16 protein-coding genes and 1 riboswitch are annotated in these 19,826 nt (G+C 56.9%); of the genes, 7 read left to right on the top strand and 9 right to left on the bottom strand.

What is annotated here, in order from left to right:
- Nucleotides 1-549 precede the first annotated feature (549 nt).
- Nucleotides 550-1,485 carry a cysteine synthase A gene (gene cysK, locus AB8996_RS03030; RefSeq protein WP_369297502.1) on the top strand — a complete coding sequence of 312 codons (936 nt, stop codon included), beginning with the start codon at nucleotides 550-552 and terminating at the stop codon, nucleotides 1,483-1,485.
- 86 nt (nucleotides 1,486-1,571) lie between these two features.
- On the opposite strand, the gene AB8996_RS03025 is transcribed toward cysK, so the two are convergent.
- Nucleotides 1,572-2,762: a hypothetical protein gene (locus tag AB8996_RS03025; RefSeq protein ID WP_369297501.1), complete on the bottom strand. Its 1,191-nt coding sequence runs from the start codon at nucleotides 2,760-2,762 to the stop codon at nucleotides 1,572-1,574.
- A 265-nt stretch (nucleotides 2,763-3,027) separates the two neighbouring features.
- Between AB8996_RS03025 and AB8996_RS03020 the strand changes: the two genes are divergently transcribed.
- The 4 genes from AB8996_RS03020 to AB8996_RS03005 all read left to right on the top strand — a co-directional run bounded on the left by AB8996_RS03020 (nucleotide 3,028) and on the right by AB8996_RS03005 (nucleotide 5,837).
- The gene (locus tag AB8996_RS03020; RefSeq protein WP_369297500.1) at nucleotides 3,028-3,312 is read left to right on the top strand and encodes a hypothetical protein; all 285 of its coding nucleotides are present in this window, start codon (nucleotides 3,028-3,030) and stop codon (nucleotides 3,310-3,312) included.
- A gap of 154 nt (nucleotides 3,313-3,466) precedes the next feature.
- Nucleotides 3,467-4,519: a hypothetical protein gene (locus AB8996_RS03015; protein ID WP_369297499.1), complete on the top strand. Its 1,053-nt coding sequence runs from the start codon at nucleotides 3,467-3,469 to the stop codon at nucleotides 4,517-4,519.
- A 216-nt stretch (nucleotides 4,520-4,735) separates the two neighbouring features.
- Entirely contained in the window at nucleotides 4,736-5,308 is a 573-nt protein-coding gene (locus AB8996_RS03010) for a TetR/AcrR family transcriptional regulator (RefSeq protein WP_369297498.1), read from the top strand.
- The gene (locus AB8996_RS03005) at nucleotides 5,301-5,837 is read left to right on the top strand and encodes a flavodoxin domain-containing protein (RefSeq protein WP_369297497.1); all 537 of its coding nucleotides are present in this window, start codon (nucleotides 5,301-5,303) and stop codon (nucleotides 5,835-5,837) included. Before AB8996_RS03010 ends, AB8996_RS03005 begins: the two co-directional genes overlap by 8 nt.
- Before the next feature lie 79 nt (nucleotides 5,838-5,916).
- On the opposite strand, the gene AB8996_RS03000 is transcribed toward AB8996_RS03005, so the two are convergent.
- The 3 genes from AB8996_RS03000 to AB8996_RS02990 form a co-directional block, all read right to left on the bottom strand.
- Nucleotides 5,917-7,152 carry a glycerate kinase gene (locus AB8996_RS03000; RefSeq protein WP_369297496.1) on the bottom strand — a complete coding sequence of 412 codons (1,236 nt, stop codon included), beginning with the start codon at nucleotides 7,150-7,152 and terminating at the stop codon, nucleotides 5,917-5,919.
- Nucleotides 7,153-7,234: 82 nt separating this feature from the next.
- Nucleotides 7,235-8,623: a GntP family permease gene (locus AB8996_RS02995; RefSeq protein WP_369297495.1), complete on the bottom strand. Its 1,389-nt coding sequence runs from the start codon at nucleotides 8,621-8,623 to the stop codon at nucleotides 7,235-7,237.
- A gap of 330 nt (nucleotides 8,624-8,953) precedes the next feature.
- A complete protein-coding gene (locus AB8996_RS02990; RefSeq protein WP_369297494.1) occupies nucleotides 8,954-10,084 on the bottom strand; it encodes a DUF4317 domain-containing protein in 1,131 nt (376 codons plus the stop codon).
- Nucleotides 10,085-10,350: 266 nt separating this feature from the next.
- On the opposite strand from AB8996_RS02990, the gene AB8996_RS02985 reads away from it, so the two are divergent.
- The gene (locus AB8996_RS02985; RefSeq protein ID WP_369297503.1) at nucleotides 10,351-11,832 is read left to right on the top strand and encodes a DUF1846 domain-containing protein; all 1,482 of its coding nucleotides are present in this window, start codon (nucleotides 10,351-10,353) and stop codon (nucleotides 11,830-11,832) included.
- A gap of 58 nt (nucleotides 11,833-11,890) precedes the next feature.
- On the opposite strand, the gene AB8996_RS02980 is transcribed toward AB8996_RS02985, so the two are convergent.
- Nucleotides 11,891-13,675, bottom strand: coding sequence for a polysaccharide deacetylase family protein (locus AB8996_RS02980; RefSeq protein ID WP_369297493.1), 1,785 nt, complete (start codon nucleotides 13,673-13,675; stop codon nucleotides 11,891-11,893).
- Nucleotides 13,676-13,743: 68 nt separating this feature from the next.
- Nucleotides 13,744-13,849: riboswitch (THF riboswitch) on the top strand.
- Between the two features lie 84 nt (nucleotides 13,850-13,933).
- Here AB8996_RS02980 and AB8996_RS02975 point away from each other — a divergent pair.
- Nucleotides 13,934-14,527 (top strand): folate family ECF transporter S component, encoded by a 594-nt coding sequence (locus tag AB8996_RS02975; protein ID WP_369297492.1) that lies wholly within the window; start codon nucleotides 13,934-13,936, stop codon nucleotides 14,525-14,527.
- Nucleotides 14,528-14,611: 84 nt separating this feature from the next.
- On the opposite strand, the gene AB8996_RS02970 is transcribed toward AB8996_RS02975, so the two are convergent.
- From AB8996_RS02970 to AB8996_RS02955, 4 genes are all read right to left on the bottom strand, one after another.
- Nucleotides 14,612-15,346, bottom strand: a complete 735-nt coding sequence (locus tag AB8996_RS02970) for a ThiF family adenylyltransferase (RefSeq protein WP_369297491.1) — start codon at nucleotides 15,344-15,346, stop codon at nucleotides 14,612-14,614.
- Entirely contained in the window at nucleotides 15,343-16,035 is a 693-nt protein-coding gene (locus tag AB8996_RS02965) for a ComF family protein (protein ID WP_369297490.1), read from the bottom strand. Before AB8996_RS02965 ends, AB8996_RS02970 begins: the two co-directional genes overlap by 4 nt.
- Nucleotides 16,032-17,540 carry a UDP-glucose--hexose-1-phosphate uridylyltransferase gene (locus AB8996_RS02960; protein ID WP_369297489.1) on the bottom strand — a complete coding sequence of 503 codons (1,509 nt, stop codon included), beginning with the start codon at nucleotides 17,538-17,540 and terminating at the stop codon, nucleotides 16,032-16,034. Before AB8996_RS02960 ends, AB8996_RS02965 begins: the two co-directional genes overlap by 4 nt.
- Before the next feature lie 138 nt (nucleotides 17,541-17,678).
- Nucleotides 17,679-19,538, bottom strand: coding sequence for an S-layer homology domain-containing protein (locus AB8996_RS02955; RefSeq protein WP_369297488.1), 1,860 nt, complete (start codon nucleotides 19,536-19,538; stop codon nucleotides 17,679-17,681).
- Between the last annotated feature and the right edge of the window lie 288 nt (nucleotides 19,539-19,826).

Genomic DNA, 19,826 nt, shown 5'->3' with positions numbered 1-19,826 from the left:
CCACCTTTTTTTACTCGTGAACCTTTTTTTACTCGTGAAGCTTCTTGGTACAAGAGGAAACTGAACAACCCGACCGCTGGGATAGTGCAACCCTACGCTAAGTCTTCATACGCCCTCTTTGTGCAAAAAGAAATCATGCCACCCGACCGCTGGGATAGTGCAACCCCATGCTAAGTCCTCTTGCACCCTTTTTTTACTCGTGAACCCTCTTGATACAAGAGGAGACTGAACAACCCGACCGCAGGGGTAGTGCAGCCCTACGCTAAGTCCTCTTGCACCCTTTTTTTACTCGTGAACCCTCTTGATACAAGAGGAGACTGAATCACCCGACCGTAAGGGTGGTGCAACTCTGCACTGAATCCTTTTTACTCGTACATCTTCTTTGCACAAAAGAAAACCGTACCGCCCGGTCGCGGCTTTGCGATCATTATACTACCAAACCGATAGGAAAATCAAGTTTTCCTTGACAACAACCCTCAAAAGGAATATACTGGTATATAACCTACCAAGTAAGTCTGTAATTGCTTTTCATACAAAGGAGGACATCATATGGGCAAAATTTATACCGGGCTGGATCAGCTGGTGGGCAGAACGCCCCTGCTGGAGCTGACCCATCTGGAAAAGCGTCACGGGCTGGAAGCACGGCTGCTGGCAAAGCTGGAATACTTTAATCCCGCCGGGTCTGTCAAGGACAGGGTCGCAAAATCCATGCTGGACGACGCCGAGCAGAGGGGCGTCCTCACGCCGGATTCCGTCATCATCGAGCCTACCTCCGGCAACACCGGCATTGGGTTGGCCGCTATGGCGGCTGCCCGGGGCTACCGCATGATCATCGTCATGCCGGACAGCATGAGCATGGAGCGCCGCCAGCTGATGAAGGCCTACGGCGCTGAATTGGAGCTGACCCCCGGCGCGCAGGGCATGAGCGGCGCCATTTCCCGCGCGGAGGAGCTGGCAAGGGAAATTCCCCACAGCTTCATTCCCGGGCAATTTGTGAACCAGGCGAATCCTGCCGCCCACGTTGCCACCACAGGTCCTGAGATTTGGGAAGACACCGACGGCAGGGTGGATATTTTCGTTGCCGGCGTAGGCACCGGCGGTACGCTGACAGGTGTGGGTAGATATTTGAAAGGGAAAAATCCCGCTGTGAAAATCGTGGCGGTGGAGCCTGCGGCTTCCCCCGTGCTGAGCGGCGGCAAGGCAGGTCCCCACGCGATCCAGGGGATTGGCGCCAATTTTGTGCCGGAAATTCTGGACACGGGGATTTACGATGAGATCATCTGCGTGGAAAACGAGGACGCTTTCTCCGCCGGGCGGGAGCTGGGAAAAGCCGAGGGCGTACTGACCGGGATTTCCTCCGGCGCCGCCCTGTGGGCTGCCATAGAGCTGGCAAAGCGCCCGGAAAACAAAGGAAAAACCATTGTCGCCCTGTTGCCGGATACCGGCGACCGCTACCTTTCCACCAGGCTTTTCAGTGAGGAATAAAAAAGGACGAAGAAAAGCCCCCTGCTTAGGGGGCTTTTTTCTCATTACGGCAATGTTTCCTTTGAAAATATGAAACCTGGGGAAATCTAGTAAGCAGAAATTACATAGGAGAAAAACTCTCCTTTCGGGAACGTGGAGTCCATCGTCACAAAGCGTCCCTCCCGGCTCCAGCCGTCCCTGATTTTGACAAAGCTCTTATAATAGCCGGTGCTCTCGCTTTGCAGGCGGGTGTACGCGTAGCCCAGCACATAGTGATAGCCATAGGTTTCATGTCCACCGAAATACAACAGAAACGGACCCTCTCCCTCGACCTGCCGCTTGTACTGCGTGTAAGAGGTCGGCTTGTACTCGTATATATTTTCCAGCGAAACGCCGTATTTGGTGAACATTCCCGTTTCATATTCTTTAATGGTAAGCAGGGGGGTTCCATGATTGGACGGCTGGAAATATCCCTTTTCCTTTCCGTACTGGATCACTTTCTTCAACCGCTGCTGGGGCGTTTCGCCGGTAATTGTTTTGACCTTTTTGCGGTTCCCCCAAAGGGTGAGCAGATTGGTCAGCGCCACGGGACCGCAGGCATTTGGCTCACTGGTATCTGTGGTAATCATGGTATCCTTGGGATACAGATCAAACTCATAGGGATTGCTCCATTCATAGGCAGTCCAGGTTCCACCATGCTTTTCTTCGGCGTAATCAAAAGGGTCTTTGATGGTTCCATCACCGTTGGAAGCCGCTGCTGAGAGACCGCTTTCTCCCGGCGTAACCGTGTCTATGACTTCGTCCCGGGAGACTGCTTCACCGTCCAGCGCGGAAAGCTTTCCGTCCTCCGTCTTCTGATAATACCCAAAGGGACCGGTATAGATCAGGGCGCGGGTTTCCGTATCATAATATTCGGGAAATTGGGCATAAGGCGGCTGCCCGCTGTCGGCATATTCCAAAATCGGCATATACACATTTTCATAGGCGGAAACCATGATATACCCGCTGTCTTTTCCTTCGGTGGAAAGCTCAAAGCAATACGCCGACGGTTTCCCCTCCGTGTCATACAGGCAGGTCATGTGCCGGATCTCTGTCTGTTCCGTCCAAGCGATGTCGTAAACCTTGGAAGAGGAAGCCAGGGAATCCCGGAGGAAGAATTTTGCGAAATATCCTGCGGTTTCCGAAGTCAGGCGATTATCCGCTACGGCAGACGCTGCCTGAGCGGGGAACGATATCTGGCAGAGCAGCAGCCCCATCACGAGCAAACAACAAATGCTGCATTTTAATCCTCTTTTCATCATGCTACCTCCTCATTCGTTTTTGCAGGAACGCCGATCCTGTTTTAGCGTTTTCCAATTCATAATCTTTCCGATTTCTCAAAAAATGGTATTGTGGTATTATTATAATAAATATTTATAGTGAAAATGTCAAGACTGATTTCATTAAATTCCATAAAAATTTAGATTATTCTTGACAAAATTAGAGAAAAACACTAAATTGAAAGTGGAATATTAGGGAGATTTCTCTAAACACTCAATATTCCTGAAAGGAAGAAAAAATTTCATGGAAAAGCACACCTTGCTGTCCATTGCTCTGGCAATTATTTTGGCGCTTCCACTGATGGCAGCCCCCGCCCGCATTGTCATGTGCTCCTGCGGGGTAAGACCTGTTATTACATCAACGGAAACGACAACGTCTTATCGGACTGTCAGCGGCTGTTCTCAAAAAAGCGGTCCACACACCCATGAGATCACCACTGCCTACCATCGCCTGAAATGCCCGGAGTGCGGCGCAACTACAGTAAGCCCTACATCAAGCAGCGAAAAATGTTTGGAGTATTTGGGCTGATTCTCCTCTGAAAAGCGATGTGACCCCCACCCTGCCCGAAAATTTCGGGCAGGGTAATTTTATAAAACAGGACATGGCGCTGTCCGGGTTTTTCTGGTATACTGGATGCTAGATACTGGATACTAGATGAAAAGGATACGGAAAGGAAGCCTTTATGGACAGGAAAAAGTTGATCTCCCTGCGCATGGAGCGGCAGCACCTTGTCTCTGCTGCCACGGAGGAAGAATATCTGGCGCTGTACCGGGACCTGCAGCCCGGTGTGAACGTGTATTGGAACGGCTTCGGACAGCCGCCGACCCTGTGCTTTCGCGCGGATTTTGACGATCTGGAATATAACCGCAACCGCCAGCTGGACCGTCGGCTCATCAAGGGCAGATTCTGCGGCGGCACGCTGGGGTGGATCGTCCCGGAGGACCTGGAGCTTTTCTGGGCGCTGTACCGCAAGCCCCTGACCCGCCCCACGGAAATACAGGAAAGCCTGCTCCGTCTGCTCTGCCAGGAGGGTCCCATGACCATTCAGCAGATCAAGGCGGAAACCGGGCTGCTGGTGAAGCAGATCACCCCGGCGCTCCACCGCTTGCAGGAAGCGTTCCTCATTTATGAGGATCAATACGACGGCGAGTGGGACAGGGGGTGGATGCGGTTTGCCGAAATGTTCCCGGAGGCGGAGGAATTTTCCCTCACCCATGCCGAAGCGCTGAAGCTCCTGCTGCGGCGGTTCGCTTACCGTTACCCCGGCTTCCGCGCCGGGGAAGCGAAAGCCTTTTACCGGCTGCCGGAAAAGGAAATTCGCATTGCCGCGCAGGAATTGACGGCGGAAAAGCTTTTCGTGGAGGAGGACGGCGCGTTTTTCCTCCCAGGTGACTGGGAGCTGCTGAAAACCTATGAGCCCGTGCCGCTGCACTTTGTTTACGCCATGCATCGGAACGACTTCCTGTACCGGGTGATCGAGCCGGAGCTGAAGCAAAAATTCTCCCCTTTGTACGAAAACCTTCCCTATGACCACGAGCCCCTGCAGTACCTGCTGATGGACGGGGAATTTCACGGCGCGGTGGTGGGACATTTCCGCAACGGTCCCTATGATTTGAACGATGTGGTCTGCGACCTGCCGGACGCCGCCGCCCGCCGGGAGGAGATTTTACAGGCGGTGCAGACGGTCAATTTCGGCAGGCTGCCGGAGCGGATCTTCGGGGAGCCGATAAAGTAATTCCTGCCGGGTGCTGCGCCGGGGTGAACCGCAGAAAATCCCGTTCCACGGATTTGCCGGAAAAATTCCCAAACACCTTGACTTTTGGAAAATTCTAATATATAATCCAGTTATATAATCTGATTATATAACTGGATTTTTTGTTGGGAGCCACCGCTTTTATGCCATAGCGGTCAAAACTTCCACGGAAAATTTCCCATGAAACGGAGAAAGAGTATGCCGAAACAGAAAATCACAAAGGATATGGTGGTGGAAGCCGCTTTCCAGCTGGCGCGGGCGGAGGGCGCGGAGCAGATCACCGTGAAGAAGATCGCCCAGCGGCTGGGCTGCTCTGTCCAGCCCATTTACAGCTACTGCACCAATATGGAAGGCTTGCGCGACGATGTGGCAGACCGGGCAAGGGCTTTTATCCGGGAATATACTGCCGCCCGGATAGACGGGAACGATCTGTTCCGCAGCACGGGCAGAGCCTATCTGCAGCTGGCAAAGGAAGAACCCCATGTGCTGAAGCTGTTCCTGTTCCAGCAGCGCCGGGGCATTTCCTCCCTGGACGAGTTTTACCGCCGGGAGGCGAGCGGTGACGCCGATCTGCAAATTGCCGAAACGTTGGGGCTTTCCATAGAGCAGGCGCGGGAACTGCACCTGGATATGCTGCTCTACACGGTGGGGATCGGCGCGGTCTTTTCCGTAAGTAAGCCGGGGATTCCGGCAGAAGAAATTTATCAGCGGCAGGAACGGGCTTACCGCGCCTTTCTTGCCGCCGCACAGGAGGATCAGAAAAATGCCTGAAAAAATTTTGCTCATTTACAAAAGCAGCACCGGGTTCACCAGGCAGTACGCCCAGTGGATATCCGAGGAAATCCCCTGCACCGTACTGCCGCTGAAAGAAGCGCGCACCGCCTTGCGGACAGGGTTTGACACGGTCCTGTTCGGCGGCAGGCTCCATGCCGGAACGGTGGACGGGCTGAAAGCCGCCCGGAAGCTGTTCCAAAAAAGCGGCGCGGGAAAATTCATCGTATTTGCCACCGGGGCAGCCCCACAGGAAGCCCAGGACACCATCGAGGAAATGTGGAAGAAAAACCTGTCCCCGGAGGAGTTGGGCGCTGTCCCCCACTTCTATTTTCCCAGCGGGCTGCGCTATGAAACCATGGCGTTCCTCGACAGGAAAATGATGCAGCTTTTCCAGTCCATGATGGAAAAACGGGCAGATAAAACCGAAGCGGAGCGGCAGTTTGCCGAAGCCATTTCCCATTCCTACGACATTTCCTCCAAGGAGTACATTCAGCCGCTGGTACAGCTGCTGCAGGAAAATTCATAAAGATAACAATGCAAAGAACGGCACGGGAAAACCCGTGCCGTTTTTCTATAGTATCTCAGTCATATCATCTCAGTTTGGTTCAACCTTTCAGCAGCGCTACCGCCACGTCGTTGACATTGGTGCCGGTGGGACCTGTGATGATGAGCCCGCCGGTTTTCTGCAAAGCGTGGTAAGCGTCATTGTTTTGGAGAACGTCATAAACCTCTATGCCCTCTGCCCGTAGCTCCGCGGCGGTTTCGCCGTCCGCATAGCCGCCGGCGGCGTCGGTGGGACCGTCCGTGCCGTCGCTGCCCACGCTGAACACGCAGACGCCCTTCATGCCCGCCATGCCGGGGGCGGCTGCCAGCGCCAGCTCCTGATTGCGCCCGCCCTTGCCTGTGCCGGTAAGCTGCACCACGGTTTCCCCCCCTGTCAAAAACGCCATGGGCTTCCCGGCGCCGTAATGGGTCTTCAAAATGGAGGACAGGAAGCTGCCCGCCTCCTTTGCCTGGCAGCAGAGCTGGTCGGTAAGCAGTACGGGCTCATAGCCCATCTCCCGGCAAACTCCCGCGGCGGCAGCGCAAAGCTCCCGCACAGAGCCGGTGATCTGGGTGGTCACGTTGTGCAGCTCCTTGGGCGTTTCCTGCCCCAGCAGCGCTTTGACCTCATCTGTCAGCTTCAGCCTGTATTTTTCCGCGATCGCCTGTGCCTGCGCGCAGGTAGAGGTATCGGGACAGGCAGGACCTGAGGCGATCATATCCAGCGGGTCGCCCAAAATATCGGACAGGACAATGCTGAACACCTGCGCCGGGGCGCAGCTTTGGGCGAACCGCCCGCCCTTCACCGCGGAAAGCCGCTTGCGAATGGTGTTGATCTCCACAATATCCGCGCCGCACGCCAGCAGCTGATTGGTCACGTCCTGCAGCACTTCTCCCCGCACCAGCGGCTTTTCAAACAGGGCGCTGCCGCCGCCGGACAGCAGGAACAGCACGGTATCCTGTTCGGTCAGGTCCTGTACCAGCTCCAGCGCCGCCTGGGTGCCCGCGAAGGAATTTTCATCGGGGACCGGGTGCCCCGCCTCCCGGCAGTCAAAGTTGGCGATAGCGCCCATCACATGGTCATATTTGGTGATGACCACGCCGCTGTCGATGCGGTCCCCCATGCAGTCATGGGCTGCCTTTGCCATCTGCCACGCCGCTTTTCCCGCTGCCACCAGGACTACCTTTCCCGGAAATTCCTTTCCCGCTAAGGCGCGGCTGACCGCTTCATCGGGCTGTACGGCTTTGATGGAAGCAGCTACTATAGCGTCCGCTTCCGTTCGCATTTGTTTGTCCATATGCTTTGCTCCTCGCTTTTCAGAGTTCTCAAACAGAAAAGGGCGGCGCGGCACCTTGCCGCACCGCCCTCGATAGACCGATTTAGAAAATCAGGGACAGGATAAAGATACCGACCATAGCGGAAACACCCAGCAGCAGCGTGCAGAGCGTCTGCGTCTTATATCCCTGCTCGGGCTTCATCTCGCCGAAGTTGGTGACGACCCAGAAATAGGAGTCGTTGGCGTGAGAAACCGTCATAGCGCCTGCGCCGATGGCCATGACCGTCAAAGCGGCCTTGGCGGGGGAATCCAGCCCCATAACGCCCATCAAGGGAGCCATAATGCCCGCCGTGGTGGTGATCGCCACCGTGGAGGAGCCCTGTGCGCTCTTGAGGATAGCAGCCAGAATAAAGGGGAAGAAAATGCCCAGCACTTCCAGCACGTTGGAATTTGCGGTGATAAATTCTACCATGCCGCTGACCGCGATGACCTTGCCCAGAACGCCGCCGGCAGCGGTGACGAACAGGATCGGTCCAACAGTCTTCAGCGTGTCGTTGGTCAGGTCATAGAATTTGTCGGTCCGCTTGCTGGTGAACAGCAGGATCACACCGAACAGGACGCCCACGGTCAACGCGATAATGGGAGCGCCCAGGAACGCGAAGGCGGTCTTGAGAGCGCCGGTCCAGCCAGCCATGGAAGCGATGGAACCCAAAGCCATCAGAATAACGGGGACCAGAATGGGAGACAGCGCCAGGAAACCGTTGGGCAGCTTGCCGTACTCCTTGACGATCTCCTCATAGCTCTTGACGGTCTCGCCGGAATCCGCCTCGTCGCCCGCCTTGACCTTCTTGCCGATATAGGTGGCGAAGAAGAAGCCCACGATCAGGGGAATGATAGAAGCAAGGGCGCCCATGCCCATGACCAGCAGCAGGTTGTCGCCGATGCCCAGCGTGTTGGCTGCTGCGATAGGACCGGGGGTGGGAGGAATGAACACGTGGGAAATGTACAGACCTGCCGACAGCGCCACTGTCAGCGCCACGGAGGAACGCTTGGTGCGCTGTACCATCGCCTTACGGATGGGGTTCAGCACTACAAAGCCGCTGTCGCAGAACACGGGAATGGAAACCACCCAGCCCATGATGAGCATGGCGATCTCCGGGTGCTTCGGACCTACCAGCTTGACGACCATATCGGCAAGCTTCACGGCAGCGCCGGTAGCCTCCAGAATGGTGCCGATCAGCGCGCCCAGGATAATGACGATGCCGATGCTGGTAAATGTGCCGGAGAAGCCGGCGCCGATGGTGTTGACCAGCCCGGTCTTCGTCGTTCCGTCCTCCAGGGCCTGATCCACCAGCGGAATGCCGGCGACAATGCCCAAAATCAGGGAAATTCCCATAATGGACAGGAACGGGTGGATCTTGAGCTTCGAGATAGCCAGGATCATCAGGACAATGGCGACCACGAAAGCAATGATGAGAGCAACTCCTTGCATGATTTGTCCTTCCTCAGGGGTACGCAGACAGGGAAGACCCCGCCCGCAAAAGATTGGAAGCGGTATTTTCATACATATGGGAAACCTTACCACCTCTAGAAGTAAGAATATGTCAATTTGCCTATTTTGTCAAGCATTTTTCTTAAAAAAAGATGAAGTTTATACAATATTTTGTCGAAATTATTTTCAAAAGAGCCGTGAAAGCCGCTGAAATCCTAGTGTTTTTGTCTGTTTATGGAATAAAATTTTTTGCCGCGCTTTTCGTCCCGGCGCTTAGTAAAGGACAAAAAATCCGGCGCAAAAGCGCCGGAAACCAGTTCTATTTTCCTGTTACAAAATGCGGACGGGAATGCCGTTGACCTCCACGCCCTCCCCGGCGCGGATCAAAATGTACCGCGCGCCGTCAATGATACGGGTCTCCAGCAGGTCGCTGCGCTCCGGGTTCACCTGGATCTTCACGTCCGGGGTGCAGACCTCCAGCTGGCGCTTATCCACCAGCGTTTGGGGGCGCAGCTCCATTTCCGCGCCAAATTCTTCTTCATATTTCTGCCCAAAGGTCTCCACGTGCTCCGGGGACACGCCGCAGGAATGGAGCACCTCCTTCACCGCCCGCTGGGACAGCACCAGCGGCTCCTCCGCTTTGCTGTCCTTGTGCTCCTGTATCATTTCCCGCAGCTGCCCGTCCACCGCCTGCACCACGTCGTAGCTGCAATCCTCGGACAGGGCTTCCACCAGCACGGCGTGGAAGGTCTCCTTCTGGGTCGCCGCCGGCATGGGGGCTTCCAGCCGGAACACCGCGTCGATGAGCTCCGGGTGATTTTCCGCCGGGTCCCTGGAATAATACAGGGCGCTGTAGATATCGGCGGTGCGGTCGTTGAACGCCGGGAACAGGAAGCCTGCCTCCGGCGGGGAAACCAGCCAGTCCGCCAGCCGGCTGCGGAAAGCGTTTTCCGGCACGTCATAGCTCAGGGCGGGCTTTGTGGGCTTTACCGGGCACAGGGCGCACAGCACGTAGGAATACACCTCCTGGGAAGCGTCCTCCAGTGCCTGCCCGTCCTTTGCGTGGTACGGGATATCGTATTTTTCGCACGCCAGCAGAATGAGATACGTCCCTTCCAGGGAAAAGGAGCCGATCACCCGCTGGAAAAAAGCCTGCACGGCGGCTTCGTCATGGAGGGAGGAATCCCGCAGCGCCATAAGCAGACGGTGCTCGTCGCTGTCCACCACCTGCCGGGTATCAAAGCTCAAATCGGCAAGGTTCCTCCCCGGCGTTCCCGACAGGGCGCGCCGCAGCACGCTCAAAAGCTGGTCGGTTTCCTCCTGGGGCAGCGTGGAAAGGGGCTGGTCAAATTCCGAAACGATCTCCCGTTTTTCGCTGACATAGCACCCCCGCACATGGGTGATATTGCTTTTTTCCGAGCGGAACCGCCGCCGGATCTCCGCAATTTCCTTTTCCGTCATACGCTTTCTTCCTTTCCCGCCGCAGCCCGGCGCATTTCGCATTTTATCACGGTCGCCGCCAAAGCGCAAGAAGTTTTCTTGTGGGAAGGCTTCTCATTTTTAAGAGAATATGCTATAATGACCGTAAAAGATCGTCAGATCGAGCCGAAGCGCTTTCTTGTTTTCCATGCGGCGCTATGGTATGATGGGCGTTAATTATGGGACGCCAGAAAGGGCAAAATGCCTGCGAGATAAAAATTTCCAGTTGGGAACCGGGGTTGATGAGGATGAAATTGGGGTTTGACAACGAAAAATATCGGGAGATGCAGTCCCGGCAGATACGGGAGCGGATCGAGCAGTCCGGCGGCAAGCTGTATCTGGAATTTGGCGGCAAGCTGTTTGACGATTACCACGCTTCCCGGGTGCTGCCGGGGTTCGAGCCGGACAGCAAGGTGAAAATGCTGCTGGAATTAAAGGACCAGGCGGAGATCGTCATTGTCATCAATGCTTCCGATATTGAGAAGAACAAGGTGCGGGGCGATCTGGGCATTACCTATGACATGGACGTGCTGCGGCTGATCGACTCCTTTCGGGAGATCGGCTTGACGGTGGGCAGCGTGGTGCTGACCCAGTACGCCGCCCAGCCTGCGGCGGAAGCGTTCCAGAAGCGGCTGGAATCCCTGGGGGTCAAAGTGTTCCGGCACTATACCATTCCCGGGTATCCCTCCAACCTGCCTTTGATCGTCAGCGACGAGGGCTTCGGCAGGAACGAATACGTGGAAACCAGCCGGTCGCTGATCGTGGTCACCGCGCCGGGACCGGGCAGCGGAAAAATGGCGACCTGCCTGAGCCAGCTCTACCACGAGCACAAGCGGGGCGTCAAGGCGGGATACGCAAAATTTGAGACCTTCCCCATCTGGAACCTGCCCTTAAAGCACCCGGTGAACCTGGCATATGAAGCCGCCACCGCGGACCTGAACGACGTCAATATGATAGACCCCTTCCATCTGGAAGCCTACGGCGTTACCGCCGTCAACTATAACCGGGACGTGGAGGTGTTCCCCGTCCTCAATGCCATGCTGGAAAAGATCGCCGGGGAATCTCCCTACAAATCCCCCACGGATATGGGCGTAAACATGGCGGGCAACTGTATCATCGACGATGCTGTCTGCTGTGAAGCCGCCCGGCAGGAGATCATCCGCCGGTACTACAGCGCCCTGTGCGGACAGCGCCGGGGCATGGAAAGCGACGAGACCGTGTACAAGCTGGAGCTGCTGCTGAACCAGTCCGGCATTTCCCCGGAGGGCAGAGCCGTCACCACCCCCGCGCTGCAGCGCGCCGAGGAGACCGGGCTGCCCGCCGCCGCCATTGAGCTGCCTGACGGCAGGATCGTCACCGGGAAGACTACCGACCTGCTGGGGGCTTCCTCCGCCGCCCTCATCAACGCGCTCAAGGAACTGGGCGGCATTCACAAGGACATTCACCTGATCTCCCCCATTATCATCGAGCCCCTGCAAAAGCTGAAAACCACCCATCTGGGCAGCGTGAACCCCCGGCTGCACACCGATGAGATTTTGATCGCCCTGTCCATCTGCGCCGCCACCAACCCCACGGCGGAGCTTGCCCTGCGCCAGCTTCCCAAGCTTCGGGGCTGCGAGGCGCATTCCACTGTGCTGCTCTCCCATGTGGACGAAAATATTTTCCGCCGGCTGGGGGTCAACCTCACCTGCGAACCCCAGTACCAGACGAACAAACTGTACCACAAGTAACGGTTTTTCCATAGATAAAACAGGCTGCCCGGCGAAATGCCGGACAGCCTGTTTTATTCTATTCTGTTGTCAGCTCCGGGGGCGGTGCCGAACCGCTCCCCTGGGCTTCCAGCAGGTCCGCCAGCCGCATAAGGACCGCCGCCGTCTGCCCTCTGGTAGAAAAGGCACGGGGACGGAAATTTTCCCGGTCGTCGCCCTGCATCAGCCCCAGCGCGCTCATCTGCTCCACGGCAGGCAGCGCCCATTCCGCGATCTTCCCGCAGTCCCGGTAGTGCCCAGCTGCCCCGTCGCTGTCCGGCGGCACTGTGCCCAGATAGGAAAGATAACCCTGGAACATCACGCTCATTTCCTGCCGGGTAGCGGTCCCCTCCGGGCAAAAGGAGCTGTCGTCACAGCCCCGGACGATCCCCCGGGCATAGCCCCATGCCACCGCGTCAGTATAATAGGCGCGGTCGGGGATATCCGTAAAGGCGGTCTGTATCTGTTCCAGCTCTAAAGGCGTTACCTGCTCCCCGGAATGGCGGTAGAGCAGGGTCAGCAGCTGCCCCCGGGTCACGTTCCGCTCCGGGGCAAAGGTATCGTTCCCCACCCCGCGGAGGTATCCGGCGGAAACTGCCCTGTCAGCGTCCTGATAATACCACTGGCTCGGGAAAATATCCCGGAAAAAGTTGCCGTTTTGGGAATAGGTTCCACGTGTCTGGGGGCTATCCAGCAGACCCTCCCCTCCGGCGCAGGCGGAGATCACCGTGCCGGGGGACAGGGAAACAGGCTCTATGTACCGGGTAGAGGTGGTGTCTGCGGCGGAACCGTCCAGCGTGTAAAAGACCTGCGCGCCCCCGGTGCGGTTTTCCAGCGTCATCACGCCGTTTTCCACCCGGAGCCCCGGCGCTTTCGCCGTGGGCGTTGTCAAAAGGACCTTCGTTTCCCCGCTGCGGCTGCCGTTCATCTGGTAAGCCGCCACCGCCCGCACCGTGCAGGGGGTAGTGACGTAAAACGGCTGGGTGTATACCCTGCTTTCCTGGTTCAAATCGGAGCCGTCGGTGGAATAATAGATTTTTGTACCGGGCTGGGCGCTCAGGGTCACCTTCAGCCTGCCGCCCTCCGCTTCATTGGAAACGGTGGGGGCGGCTACGGCGCTCAGATTCGTTCCCGTGGGCTTACAGCTGTAATGGTCTTCCCCCTTCTTCAGGGATACGCCCCGGCGGCGGAACAGCTCCCGCACGGTGACAAGCTCGTATCCCCTGCTTTTCAAAACGTCGATGGCGGCAAGCGCCCCGGTCACGCTGGTGGAGTGGATATCGTGCACCAGTACGATGGCGCCGTCAAAGGTATCCTGTAAAATGTTGTTCTTCACTGTTTCCGCGTTTCGGTATTTCCAGTCCAGCGGGTCCACGGACCAGTAGATCAGCGGCGCGCCGATCAGGGAGCGGGTCCGCCCGGTTTCGCTGCCATAGGGAGAGCGCACCAGATAGTCCGTGCCCTTGCCGCAGGCAGCGTTCAGAATGCGGTTGGTGGTCTGGATCTGATTTTTTACCCCACTGTCGGACAGGGTGGTCAAGTCCGGGTGGTCGTAGCTGTGGTTGGCGATCTGGTGCCCCTCCCGGTACGCCCGCTTGACCACGCCGGGGTAAGCCTCCGCCCGGCTGCCCAGCATAAAGAAGGTCACTTTCGCTCCCCGCTGCTTCAGCCCGTCCAGCAGACGGTCGGTATAAGGACCGGGACCGTCGTCAAAGGTGATTGCCACCAGCTTTTTTGCCGCGGCGTGAACGGGGACCGCCGTTCCCAGAGCCAGCAGCGCCCCTACCAGAAGCAGGGACAGCAGCCGTTTTCCACATTTTCTCATAACCAGAACCTCTTTTCCCTTATTTGCTTGCCTTTTTCCGCCGTCTGTGCTATACTCTCTTTCATACTGGCAGAGTAGAGCGGCGCGTGTTTTTAAGTGCCGGCGGAACGGGGAGTTGTCCGCCGGACGAAAAGCCGGAGAAAGCTTGCAGTGCGCCGCTCGCATCCCGCTGCCGCATAGCCGGGCTTTGTCCCCTCCTGTTGTGCGGCGATATGCAAGGGTTTTCCTTGGTCTGCCGAATTTTCAGGAGGTATTTTTATGCTCTATCGTCATCCCTTTTCCAAATCCTACTGGCAGGACGCCCTGCGGGACTTCAAAAAGCTGCCCACGCTGGTGTTTTCCGCGCTGATGGTGGCAGCCTGCATCGTGCTGTCCTATGTGCCGTCCATTCACATTTCCGACCAGGTGCGCGTCACCTGGGGCTTTCTCGCCCGGGCGCTGTGCGGCATGGTGGGCGGTCCCATCAACGCCCTGGTGTTCGGCGCGGCAGAGGACACCATTTCCTACCTGCTCCACCCGACGGGACCGTACTTTCCCGGCTATATGCTGACCACTATGCTGGGCACGCTGCTGTACGCCCTGTTTTTGTACCGGGCAAAGTGCTCCGTGCTCCGCATTTTTCTGGCGAAGCTTTCCACCAATGTGCTGAACGTCACCCTCGGCGCGCTGTGGAGCGCCATTCTGTACGGCAAGGGCTATTTGTACTACGCCTCCGCCAGCCTGATAAAGAACGCCGTCATGCTGCCCGTGCAGACCGCCATGCTGGCTGTGTTCTTTGCGGCAATGCTGCCTGTGCTGGGCAGTATGAAGCTTCTGCCCGCGGAGCATTCCCGAAAGCTTTCTCTCTTTTAAGGGAAGCGCAGTGATCCGCAGACACGCGACCTGCTTCGACAAAATTTGACCAAATCCCCCGGAGATTTTTCTTCGGGGGAATTTTCATGCTTCTTCCGAAAAGCCAGTCAGGTCCTTTACGATTTCCGCCGCCAGCAGCAGCCCGGCAGCCCCCGGCACAAACGCCATGCTGCCCGGCGTCACCTTACGCTCGCTGCCAGCCTTTGCGTCCTCTGCCCCTGCGGGCAGAGGCGCTTTTGCTTCCTCCGTGGAGAACACCGCCTTCACCCGGTCAATGCCCCGGCGCTTCAGCTCTTTCCGCATGACCCGTGCCAGCGGGCAGACGGTGGTTTCCGAAATATCCGCCACCCGGAACGCCATGGGGTCGAATTTATTCCCCGTGCCCATGCAGGAAATCACGGGCACACCCGCTTCCTTCGCCATGGAGATCAGCAGCAGCTTGGACGTTACCATGTCGATGGCGTCGGCAATATAGTCATAGGGGGAAAGGTCAAAGGTTGGGGCGGTCTCCGCTGTGAAGAACCGGGGAACCGCCGTGACGCTGCACTCCGGGTTGATGTCCAGCACCCTCTGCCGGGCGACCTCCGCTTTGGGCAGCCCCAGGGTGCTGCTCAGCGCAAACAGCTGGCGGTTGCAGTTTGTCAGGCTGACAGTATCGCCGTCAATGACGTCCAGCGCCCCCACGCCGCTGCGGGCAAGGGCTTCTATGACATAGCTGCCCACGCCCCCCGCGCCGAACACGGCGACCCGGGCGCTTTTCAGCCTGTCCAGCTTTTCCTGCCCGAGAAGCAGCTCTTCCCGGGAAAACCGATGGCTCACGGCGTTCCCTCCTTTTCCAGCTTGGTTTCCGGCGCGTCCGCCGCGCAAAGCCCCATCACCTCTGCGGCGCCTGCGCGGTACAGCACCTTGGCGCATTCGCCCAATGTCGCCCCGGTGGTGACGATATCGTCCACCAGCAGCAGGGCTTGTCCGGCTGCTTCCGGCAGGGCGAGGTAAGCGCCCTTTACGTTTTTCCGGCGCTCCCGCCCGGAAAGCTGGTGCTGCACCTGATTTTCCCGCACCTTTTGAAGCAGGGGCAGACAGGGCAGCCCCAATTCCTCCGCCACTGCCCACGCCAGCAGCTCGCTTTGGTCATAGCCACGTTTACGCCGTTTCTTGGCGGTCATGGCGACCCAGGTCACCGCGGTGAATTTTCTGCCCGTGCAGGAAGCAGCCCCAGCCATCAGCGCGCCCATGGGCTTTGCCAGACCTTTCTTTCCGCGGAACTTGAACCGAAACAGCGCCTTGCGGACCCTGCCCTCATAGGACAGGGGCGAAAGGACGGAAACCCCCGCCGCCCCCGCGCCGGGCAGCGCAAGCTTTCTTTGAAAGGGCTTTGGCGGCAGTTGTTTCCGGCAGGTCTCGCAGCAGACTTCCCCGGCGGGAATGAGCTTCCCGCACAAGAAGCAGCGGTTGGGGAAAAGCAGCCCGAGGAGCCGTTCCATAACCCCGGCTTTTTCCGCGCTCATATCTGCCGGCAGAACCGCCGGAAGGCTTCCCTGCCCGCTTCCGTGTCCTTATAGACCCCGGCGTTGCCCAGGATTTTCCCGAAAAGTTCCCCAATGCTGTCCTGAATGGCTTTTTCAGCGGTTTCCGCCTGTACGCCCGCCGCTTTCAGCTCCTGGTACCAATCCCGGTGCTTTTCCATTTCCGGGCGGGAGAGGATCTCCTCCGCCCGTTCAGGCTGGGCAAAGGCTCCCCGCAGCAGCTCGATCTCCGTCAGCAGGCGGGGCGGCAGAATGGCAAGCCCCATCACTTCGATGAGCCCGATGTTTTCCTTTTTGATATGGTGATATTCCCCGTGAGGGTGGAACAGCCCCAGGGGGTGCTCCTCAGTGGTTCTGTTGTTGCGCAGGACAAGGTCCAGCTCAAAATCTTCCCCCCTGCGCCTTGCGATGGGGGTGATGGTGTTGTGGGGCGTGTCGCCGGTAAAAGCCAGAATGTCGGCGCTTTCATCGGAATACCCCCGCCATCTGGTCAAAATTTTGTCCGCCAGATCAACGAGCGCCTCCTTGTCCCCGGAACGCAGCCGCAGCACGGACATGGGCCAGTTCACAATGCCCGCCGTCACCCCTTCATAGCCCGGAAAGGCCACGCTTTCCCGAATGGGAGCCTTTGCCATGGGGAACTCATAATTTCCTCCCTGGAAATGATCGTGAGACAAAATGGAGCCGCCCACAATGGGAAGGTCGGCGTTAGAGCCCACAAAGTAATGGGGCAGCACCGTGACGAACTCCAGCAGATGCTCAAAGGAAGCCCGGCTGACCCGCATGGGGCGGTGCTCCTCACTGAGCACGATGCAGTGCTCGTTATAATACACATAGGGAGAATACTGCAGGAACCAGCGCTCGCCGCAAAGCTCCAGCGGGATCAGGCGGTGGTTGGCCCTGGCAGCCTGATTGGGGCTTCCCGTGAACCCCTCGTTTTCCCAGCACAGGGCACACTTGGGGTAGCCTGTCTGCGGGGCGTTTTTTGCCGCCGCAATGGCTTTGGGGTCCTTTTCCGGCTTGGAGAGGTTGATGGTGATAACCAGCTCCCCATAGGGAGTGGGGGCTGTCCACATTTTGTCCCGCTCCACCCGGTCTACCCGGATATAATTGGAAGCCTTGCTCAGCCCGTAATAGTAGTCGGTGGCGGCTTTTTTGTCCTGCCCGTACAGGGAATAGAACTTTCCCACCACCTGGGAGGGGCGGGGCATCAGGCAGTCCATCAGCTCCGTGTCAAAGCGGTCCCTGGCGTCCTGGGAATCCAGCGCAGCTTTTCCTTGCTCCGCCGCCCAGTCGCACAAACGGGAAAGAGGCTCCGCGGGATAGGGCAGGGTCTCATTGATCTCCTGTTTTTCAAACGCACCTTCCCCCAGCGCCAGCAGCAGCCTGTTCGCGGCGTACACCTGGTCCTCCGGGGCTAACATCCCCTTTTGCAGACCGTAGTTCAATAAGCGGCTGATCTCCCGGCTCACGTCTATCTTGCTCACAGTACAGCCCTCCTTTTCCTGTATCTTCCATTTATTCTACACCAAAGAAACCAGGGAAACAAGAGAAAATTCACAGCCCATTGATGAAAGAAAGATCGCCCCCGGTCGGCTGACCGGGGGCGCTTTTACATGGAAGAACTATTTCAGATATTCTACAAAGCGGGTCAGCACCGCGGCGACCTCCGCCCGGGTGGCGGTGCCCTGGGGCGCGATGTAATTCTTTCCGCCGCTGCTTCTGCCTGTCAGCACGCCTTCAGTAACCGCCCATGCCACGGCTTCCTTGGCAAAGCCGGATACCTCGCCGGAATCCGGGAAGCTTTCCAGCGTTTCACCGCTCTTTTCCGGCGCTCCGATGGCGTTTGCGTAGCGGTACAGCATGGTCACCATCTGTTCCCGGGTGATTTTCTGTTCCGGGGAGAAGCCGCCGCTGCCCGTGCCGGAGGTCACGCCGACCCTTGCCGCCCAGTCCACGGCGTTCTCGTACCACGCGCCGTCCTTTACGTCGGTAAACGTGCCCTCTCCCGCGCCGTAGCTTGTTTTGCCGCTGAGGTTCCAGAGCGTCTGCGCCAGCATACCTCTCGTCATGGAGCCATTGGGTGTGAACGTGGCGTCAGACGTACCCTGGAACAGCCCGTACGCCGTAGCGCTGTCCGCGGATTTTTCAAACCAGTCGTTTTCCTTTACGTCCTCGAATTTCTTTCCCTCTCCCGGATCGGCAGAAAGGTCTACTTTAGTAATGGTTTCACCGGTGGCAGAGGTCACTTCCACTTTCACTCCGCCGTTAGGAGATTTCTCATGCACCGCCTTCTTGCCGTCCGGCCAAGTGGTAGTAGTCACTACCGAACCATCCGGGGTAGTCGTTGTATCTACCACGGGATCGGTTGGGTCACCTTCGATCGTCACGGCAGCTGTGTCAGTTATGGCTTTATCGCCCACGGAAGTGGCAGTAACGGTGAGAACCGTGTTAGGCTTTTCGTCAGCGGAAACGGTCAGGAGACCAGTAGAGGAAATACTTGTCCCGGCAGTTCCGCCGGTCACAGACCAGGTAACATTCTTATCAAAAACTCCCAGACCGCTGACTGTAGCGGTAAACTGCTGAGTAGTGCCTTTTTCCACTTGGACGCTGACCGGGTCTACCGAAACCGCAAAGACCTTTGGCTTCAACTCAGAAATAAGTTTGCGTGGAAAACGCTGCCACCAATCATCTTCGTCCCACCCAGTAGAACCCTCTGAACAATAGATGTAGCAAATGTTTGGGGGCATGATAAACACCCCTCCCGAACGAGCGGGCGCATTTCCCTCAAAAATAAGGCTTTCCAATTTTTCACACCCGCTAAATATACCAGCCTCAAAGGAGCCACCGCTAATATGAGAAACGGTCTTTGGAAAGGTCACACTGGTCAGGCTGGGGCACCAATTAAATGTGTTCATTGGAATGGTGGTTACTCCTTCTGGAATAACCACATCAGTCAGGCTCTGACACCCCGAAAATGCAGATTGGTCGATTGAAGTAACACCCTTTGGAATGATATAGACACCCTTTTTCCCTTTGGGGCAAACTAACAGTTTGGTCATATCACTGGTATATACAGCGCCGTCGTAGCTGGAATACTCTGGGTTACCTTCTGTAACATGAATGTCCGTTAGGTTGGGAATGCTATATATGTTCCCTACTACACCACCAATGTCGGTTAGACTTTTGGGAATCGCAATGCTGGTCAGGTTGTCACAGCCAGCGAACGCATACTTTCCAATGCTGGTCACACCTTCCTCAATGACGACTGTTTTTATTTCATTAGGAAGCGCCCATGGATTACCATAGGAAAAATCTTCCATTTGCCCTGTGCCGGAAATGGTGAGCACGCCCTCGTCAGAAAGGGTCCAAGTCACGTTCTCGCCGCAGGCGCCGGAGCCTACGATCTCTGCCGCACCGGCGGACAGGGGCAGGCAGCCCACGATCAAACACAGCGCCAACAGCAAGCTTACCATCTTTTTCATTTTTCCGAACTCCTTTCAGGGTTTTGTCAAAAAGTGTACTTTTTGACATTTGTCCAAAAAGATTCTCACCCAGCAGGTCAGGGCATATTTTTTAGAAAGAAAGTGGAATTTTCCTTGACAATTCCTGCCTTTTCCTGTAACATTTGTATACGAAAAAAACACTGTCAAAAAGTACACTTTTTGACAGTGTTTTTTATTGTCTTTCTCTTGCAAATAAATATCACACCGGCGGAGCCGGTGGTTTTATAACAGCCCTAAAGGGCAGGATACAGGCACACCCCTAAAGGG

The sequence above is a fragment of the uncultured Neglectibacter sp. genome (genome assembly GCA_937958185.1).
In the GTDB taxonomy this organism is placed as follows: domain Bacteria; phylum Bacillota; class Clostridia; order Oscillospirales; family Acutalibacteraceae; genus Acutalibacter.
The sequence above is the reverse complement of the archived record's forward strand: the minus strand, read 5'-3'. Positions and strand labels throughout refer to the sequence as shown.

What these genes read in the sequence shown, in the direction of transcription:
- AB8996_RS03025 (WP_369297501.1), bottom strand. Translation starts at nt 2,762, where the DNA reads ATGAAAAGAGGATTAAAATGCAGCATTTGTTGTTTGCTCGTGATGGGG.
- AB8996_RS02995 (WP_369297495.1), bottom strand. Translation starts at nt 8,623, where the DNA reads ATGCAAGGAGTTGCTCTCATCATTGCTTTCGTGGTCGCCATTGTCCTG.
- AB8996_RS02980 (WP_369297493.1), bottom strand. Translation starts at nt 13,675, where the DNA reads ATGAGAAAATGTGGAAAACGGCTGCTGTCCCTGCTTCTGGTAGGGGCG.
- cysK (WP_369297502.1), top strand. Translation starts at nt 550, where the DNA reads ATGGGCAAAATTTATACCGGGCTGGATCAGCTGGTGGGCAGAACGCCC.
- AB8996_RS02965 (WP_369297490.1), bottom strand. Translation starts at nt 16,035, where the DNA reads ATGAGCGCGGAAAAAGCCGGGGTTATGGAACGGCTCCTCGGGCTGCTT.
- AB8996_RS03000 (WP_369297496.1), bottom strand. Translation starts at nt 7,152, where the DNA reads ATGGACAAACAAATGCGAACGGAAGCGGACGCTATAGTAGCTGCTTCC.
- AB8996_RS03010 (WP_369297498.1), top strand. Translation starts at nt 4,736, where the DNA reads ATGCCGAAACAGAAAATCACAAAGGATATGGTGGTGGAAGCCGCTTTC.
- AB8996_RS02955 (WP_369297488.1), bottom strand. Translation starts at nt 19,538, where the DNA reads ATGAAAAAGATGGTAAGCTTGCTGTTGGCGCTGTGTTTGATCGTGGGC.
- AB8996_RS02975 (WP_369297492.1), top strand. Translation starts at nt 13,934, where the DNA reads ATGCTCTATCGTCATCCCTTTTCCAAATCCTACTGGCAGGACGCCCTG.
- AB8996_RS03015 (WP_369297499.1), top strand. Translation starts at nt 3,467, where the DNA reads ATGGACAGGAAAAAGTTGATCTCCCTGCGCATGGAGCGGCAGCACCTT.
- AB8996_RS02985 (WP_369297503.1), top strand. Translation starts at nt 10,351, where the DNA reads ATGAAATTGGGGTTTGACAACGAAAAATATCGGGAGATGCAGTCCCGG.
- AB8996_RS03005 (WP_369297497.1), top strand. Translation starts at nt 5,301, where the DNA reads ATGCCTGAAAAAATTTTGCTCATTTACAAAAGCAGCACCGGGTTCACC.
- AB8996_RS03020 (WP_369297500.1), top strand. Translation starts at nt 3,028, where the DNA reads ATGGAAAAGCACACCTTGCTGTCCATTGCTCTGGCAATTATTTTGGCG.
- AB8996_RS02990 (WP_369297494.1), bottom strand. Translation starts at nt 10,084, where the DNA reads ATGACGGAAAAGGAAATTGCGGAGATCCGGCGGCGGTTCCGCTCGGAA.